The following is a 6190-nucleotide window of genomic DNA, read 5'->3' as shown; positions in this document are numbered from 1 at the left end:
CAGGCTCCGTCGACTGATCGCGACCACGATCGCCGGCACACCCTCGCTGCTTTCGTGGCGGATTGTCTGAGCCGAACTCGAATATCGCGATGACCAATCCAGCCTGATATGAGGACAGAGGGGATCGCATGACCTAGCTGCGCCGCGCCTTTGTCTAGGTGGTGGATTTTAGTCGCAGGAGGAACATGTCGTGACTCATCGCTAGAAATGTCGTCGGCCCGCCATAGCCGCTGGATGCAGCACGATTGGCGACCTCGGCGCCCCAGCTCCTCAGCCGAAGGAATTGAGATGAGTGCACCAACGTACGCGCCAAAATTCACCACTGATCCGAAGGAGGGATTTCGATGAGCAGAATCCATGACCTCGGCGGGCAGTTCGGCGGGAAGGCCTTCCTGGACAGCAATGAGAGCCCTTTCGGCCCGCCTGCAGGAGCTATCAGACGACTCCTGACGCATCTTGATCGTCTCCATCGCTATCCGCGCGGGCTGCGCGAGGAGGTGACCAGAGCGGTCGCCGACCACTACCAGGTGGATCCTGCGTCGGTGCTGCTCACCTGCGGAGTCGACGAGGCGACAGATCTCGCGCTGTCCACCCGCCCGCGAGCCTGGTGCGTCATGCCAGGTTTCGATGGATACGCCGATCGCGCACGATTCATCGGGCGGCCGGTCCAGACGATCGCGCTCGACGGGGAATGGCAGCCCACCATCGCGCCGGACCGTTTCGGCGTCAACGACGTGGTGTTCGTCGCGCAGCCGAACAACCCCACGGGCAACATGTTCCATCGCCGGTGGGTCGACGCGCTGGTGCGCTCTCCCGCGTTGACGTTCATGGACGAGACGTATCTGGAGTTCACTGACGAGCCGTCCAACGTGTCGCGCCTCGACGTCAGGCCCGACCTGGTCGTGTTCAAGAGCTTCTCCAAGATGTTCGGGCTGGCGGGACTGCGCGTGGGAGCCATGCTGGGCCACCCCGACCTCATCGCGAGGTTCGCCGGCGGCCAGAGTTTCTACTCCACCGATTCGGTCGCGCTCAGCGCGATCCTCGGCGCGCTGGAGGACACCGACTTCCAGGACAGGCATGTTCGCTACATCCGCGAGGCGCGGAACAGGTACGTGAACGTCCTGGCCAGGAGCGCTCATGTCGAGGAGACCCGCAACACCCAGGCCAACTTCGTGCTGGCCCGCTGCCGCAACGAGGCCGCGGCGGAGTTCGTGGTCGGCGCGCTGGCCGACCGGCGGATACACGTCCGCGACTGCGTCTCCGTCGGACTTCCCGGCTGGCTCCGCGTGAGCGTCGGCACCCCGGATGACCTGGTCGCGCTGGCGACAGCACTGAGCGAGTTCGACTTCACCGCTGCATCGCCGCCAGTGGGGGAGGTGGCGGTCCATGCGTAGGATGGACGCTCCCGTCCAGCTAGCCAGGCTGGCACAGCAGGGTGCCGCGCGAGTGGCCGAGATGCTCGACGTGAGCCTGAACGCGATCGTGAGCGCGGCCTTCCTCATCGTGTCCGCCCACGAGCAACGGCTCGAGGCACTGGGGTTACGCCTCACCTCTCCCGCCGGCGGTGCAGATCGGGACCTGCGGCTTCCTTGGCGCATTCCGATCGGCTCGGTCGTCCGGCGAGTGGATGCTCTGCTGAACGACTGCCGGCTGCGTGACAGCCCGAGTGTCCGGATGGAGATCGGCCAGGAGAGCTTCCTGCTCGACTCACACGGCCAGTGGGAACTGTTGCCGAGCCATCCGTACCTGCTCAGCATCGCCAGCCCGCCGATGATCGGTGCCGCGCTGCCCGGCTCCGCCGAGCGCAACACGCTCCTGGCCTCCCGGCTCGCGGTGCTCCTGTCGGGGATGTCGGAGCAACTGGACCAGCCCGCCGGCCGGGCGGCCCTGTTCAGCCCTGCCGACCAGCTGATCATCGATGCCGCGAACGACACCGCGCCGGTCTGGGAGGAGGGCGACGTCTGCACTCTCATCGAGATGCAGATCGCGAGCAATCCCAGCGGGACGGCCATCGTCGAGAGCGAGCGCCGGCTCAGCTACGGCGAGCTGGCCATGGCCGTACACAACCTCTCCGACGAGCTCGCGCAGGCCGGCATAGCGGCAGGAGACGTGGCGGCTGTCGGCATGGGACGCCAGATCGAGCTGATCGTCACCTACCTGGCGCTCTGGCAGCTGGGCGCCGCCTTCATCCCGATCGACAGCCGTCATCCCGGCTCCCGGCTCAGGGCTCAGCTAGCCGCGGCCGGAGCCACGGCCGTGGTGGTGCCGCCCGGCGACCACCTCCGCTTCGACGGATTCCAGACCGTCGTCGCCGAGGTTCGGACCACGCCTTCAGCAGCGCGAACCCCGCTGAGAGGCGTTCCGTCGGACCTGGCCTATGTCATGTCCACCTCTGGTTCCACCGGGACACCCAAGGCGGTGGGGATTCCCCACGTCGCGCTGCACAACTGCATCCGGGCGTTCAGCGCACTCCTGCCCATCGTGGAGCCCCGCGTCGCCTGTCTCACCAGCCCCATCTTCGACATCTCGCTCCTGGAACTCCTGCTGCCACTGGCCTCGGGTGGGCAACTCCACCTGCTGGACGCGGAGACCCAGCGGGATCCGGTGCGGCTGGTCGAATGGCTGCGAGTGGCGCGGCCGGACATCGTGCAGGCCACGCCGACGACGTGGCGGATGCTGCTGCCGTACGTGACGGACGAACTGGTGGGCGCGACCGTCCTCTGCGGCGGTGAGGCCCTCGGCTCCGACCTGGCCAAGGAACTGGTCGCTACCAAGGGCCGAGTGTGGAACGTCTACGGACCCACAGAGGCCACGATCTGGTGTACGGCCGGTACCGTCGACGCCGCCGGCGTGGAGTCCAGACCGATCGGCCGGCCCATCGCGGGAGTCACAGCGGCGGTGCTCGACCCGGAAGGCCGGCCTGTTCCGGTCGGCCAGCCGGGCGAGCTGTACGTCGCCGGTGTCCAGCTCGCACTGGGCTATCTCGGCGATCCGGAGAAGACCGCCAGGGCGTTTCCCGAGCTGGCGGAGCTCGGCCGGATGTACCGAACCGGCGACCTGTGCTCCTGGCACGCAGATGGAATTCTTCGATTCCACGGTCGTGTCGACAACCAGGTGAAACTCCGTGGGCATCGGATCGAGCTGGAGGAGATCGAGGCCGTGGCCGAGCGCCATGCTCTCGTGGCCCGCGCCGTCGCCGTGGTCGTCGACCGGACGGCCGGGGATCAGCGGCTGCTGGTGTACGTCCAACCCCAGCCGAGCGCCCAGCCGGACAACGACGATCTGCGAGCTCACCTGGACCGCAGCCTTCCGGCCGCCCTGGTCCCCCAGCACATCGTCGTCTCCTCGGCCCTGCCGCAGACCGCCAACGGGAAGGTGGACCGCAAGGCGGTCAAGGCGCACGGGGCCTCATTGATCAGCACGACCACTTCGATGGCAGCGGAGCAGAGATGAACATCCTCGGATACAGCGGACTGGACAACAGCGTCTCCTTCAAGCGCAGGGAACTGCCTGGATTACAGGACGTGGAATACCGGATCGGCCAGGGCTTCGACTCGGCGGCCGCCGTCGTGTCAGGCGGCCGGGTGCGCGCGGCCGCAGCGGAGGAGCGATACACCGAAGAGAAGGCCACCGGCAGGTTCCCGCTGCAGGCGATGGCCGACTGTCTGCGGCGCGCGGGCCTGTCCCCCCGTGACCTTGACTACGTCGCCCACGGCTTCTCCTACCAGCCGGGCGTCCTTGAGGACGTCGACGAGTTCAGCGCCAGGCGCTTCGAGGAGGTCTACGACCCGGCGGTGCAACTCCGGCTGCTGACCGACGCCTATCCCCAGGAGGACTGGACCGCCCGGTTCGTCGCGGTGCCCCACCATCTGGCTCACGCCGCCAGCGCCTACTACCCGAGCGGCTTCGCGGATGCGCTGGTCCTGGTGGCCGACGGGATGGGGGAGACGGAGAGCCTGACGGTGGCCGTCGGCAGCCAGGGCAAGCTCGACGTGCTGCACCGCATTCCCGCCCTGCATTCCCTCGGCACCCTGTACAGCGTCTTCACCCATTACCTCGGCTTCCTCATCGCGATGGACGAGTACAAGGTCATGGGCCTGGCCCCGTACGGGAACCGCCGCCGCTACCACGACGAGCTCATGTCGATGGTGCGGCTGGGCGAGAACGGGACGTTCTCCATCCCGTTGCTGGCGCGCAACAGGAACCTGGTGGAGCGGGAGACCCAGCGCGGTGTGCTGCGCGCTCTCATCGAACGGCTTGGCCCCCTGCGGCCGCCCGGGGCGCCCATCGAGCAGCGCCACATGGACATCGCCGCCGGCCTCCAGGCCACCCTGGAAACCTGCCTACTGCACGTGCTGCGCCACTTCCAGGCGGAGACCGGCCTTCGTGACCTGTGCTTCGCCGGCGGGGTGGCGCTGAACTGCACGGCGAACGGGGTCATCGCGCGCAGCCGGCTGTTCGACCGGGTCTTCGTCCCGCCCGGCGCCGGTGATGACGGCACCGCCATCGGCGCGGCCCTCTATGTCCAGGCGGACAGGGAGCCGGGCACCGAAATCTCCCGGATGAGCATGCCGTACTGGGGGCCCGCCTTCACCGAGGCGGAGATCGGCCATGCTGTGGAGGCCACCGACGGAGTCAGCGCCCGGCGGGTCGACGACTTCGACGAGATCGTCACCGAGGTGGCGGGCCATCTCGAGGCCGGCCGGGTGGTGGCGTGGTTCCAGGGCGGAATGGAGTTCGGCCCGCGGGCCCTGGGCAACCGGAGCATCCTCGCCGACCCCCGTGACGCGCGCATGCGGGACCACATCAACGGGCTGATCAAGCAGCGGGAGGACTTCCGCCCCTTCGCTCCGATCGTGACCGAGGAGGACGCGGCGGAGTACTTCGAGATCCGGCCGGGGACCGAGCGGCAGTACGCTCACATGCTCTTCACCACCCGCACGCGCGCGATCCATCGCGTTCGCCTGGGGGCCGTCACCCACGTCGACGGCTCCGCCCGTGTGCAGGTCGTTACCCGGGACGGCAATCCGCGGATGTGGGCCCTGCTGAACGCCTTCAAGGCACGCACCGGCATGCCCGTGCTGCTCAACACCTCTTTCAACCTCCGCGGCCAGCCGATCGTCCGGACCCCGGAGATCGCCGTCGAGACCTTCCTGCGCGGCGGGCTCGACCATCTGGTCATCGGCAACCACGTCCTCGCCCCCGTCTCTGAAACCGGCCCCGTGTCATGACCGAGCTGACAGACCCGACCGGTCTCTTCTCGTCCTACGGCCTCGAGGTCGTGTCCGCGTTGCCCGCCGACCGCGAGTGCGTCGCGCCGTCCTTCCTGAGGGGCAGCTCACAGCGCGACGTGGGGGTCAGCGGCGAGCGCCTCGGCCAGATCGCCGAGATCTGCGGGACGTCTCTCGGAACGGTGTTCGTCGCCGCCGTGCAGGCGCTCCTGCTCGCAGAACCCGCCGACAGCGTCCTGACGGGCGTCGGTGTTACCGACGGCGGTGCCCCCGGTCTGCGGGCGGTGCTGACCGAGGTGAGCGACGATCTGACCCTCCAGGGGTTGTGCGTGGTCACGGCCGAGGCGCTCGCCGCCCATGCGCCCACGGATCAGCTGCCCCGCGTGGCCGTGCTTCCCGTCGGGGCGGGTGCGGAGTTCCTCCGGCCCGGCGACCAGGCCGCGCTCGGCGACGAGATCGCCTGCGTGGAGATCGCCTTCGTCTTCGAACAGGCGGGTGGCCGCTGGCAGGTCTCGTGCGAATACGACGAGGACCTGTATTCCCCCTCGGCCGTCGCGACCCACCTCGACCGGCTGACCTGGCTGCTGGACGCCATCGCTGGAGACCGGGCGCAGCAGGTCCAGGATCTGCGCGCCGGCCCGAGGTACGCGGAGCCGTTCGCCGGCCCGGCGCCGTTGGTTTTCGTGGAGCCGCGGTCGGAGACCGAGCGGGTGCTGGCGGGGATCTGGGCGGAGTTCCTGGGCGTGGATCGCGTGGGCGCCACCGATGACTTCTTCGCGCTGGGCGGCCATTCGATCCTGGCGGTTCAGGTGGTGGCGCGGGTGCGCGAGGTGTTCGGTGTCGAGCTGGGGTTGGACGACCTGTTCGAGGCTCCGACACTCGCCGATTCCGCGGCTCGCATCGACGCCGCCGAGCGGGGGGCGGGCCGGGTCGCGCTGGTGGCCCGGGAGCCTGACGCG

4 protein-coding genes are annotated in these 6190 nt (G+C 68.6%); all 4 read left to right on the top strand.

The annotated features are described in order from the left end of the window. Positions 1-344 precede the first annotated feature (344 nt). Entirely contained in the window at positions 345-1394 is a 1050-nt protein-coding gene (locus V5E28_RS48555) for a pyridoxal phosphate-dependent aminotransferase (RefSeq protein ID WP_336217111.1), read from the top strand. Further along, positions 1387-3453: an amino acid adenylation domain-containing protein gene (locus tag V5E28_RS48550; RefSeq protein ID WP_336217110.1), complete on the top strand. Its 2067-nt coding sequence runs from the start codon at positions 1387-1389 to the stop codon at positions 3451-3453. Before V5E28_RS48555 ends, V5E28_RS48550 begins: the two co-directional genes overlap by 8 nt. Then, positions 3450-5231: a carbamoyltransferase family protein gene (locus V5E28_RS48545; protein WP_336217109.1), complete on the top strand. Its 1782-nt coding sequence runs from the start codon at positions 3450-3452 to the stop codon at positions 5229-5231. The genes V5E28_RS48550 and V5E28_RS48545 overlap by 4 nt, the downstream gene beginning before the upstream one ends. Further along, on the top strand, positions 5228-6190 hold a 963-nt coding region (locus V5E28_RS48540; RefSeq protein WP_336217108.1), incomplete at its 3' end, for a phosphopantetheine-binding protein. The genes V5E28_RS48545 and V5E28_RS48540, both read left to right, overlap by 4 nt.

Source organism: Nonomuraea sp. LPB2021202275-12-8 (assembly GCF_037044575.1).
Lineage (GTDB): Bacteria > Actinomycetota > Actinomycetes > Streptosporangiales > Streptosporangiaceae > Nonomuraea.
This window is presented reverse-complemented; position numbering and strand designations above follow the sequence as displayed.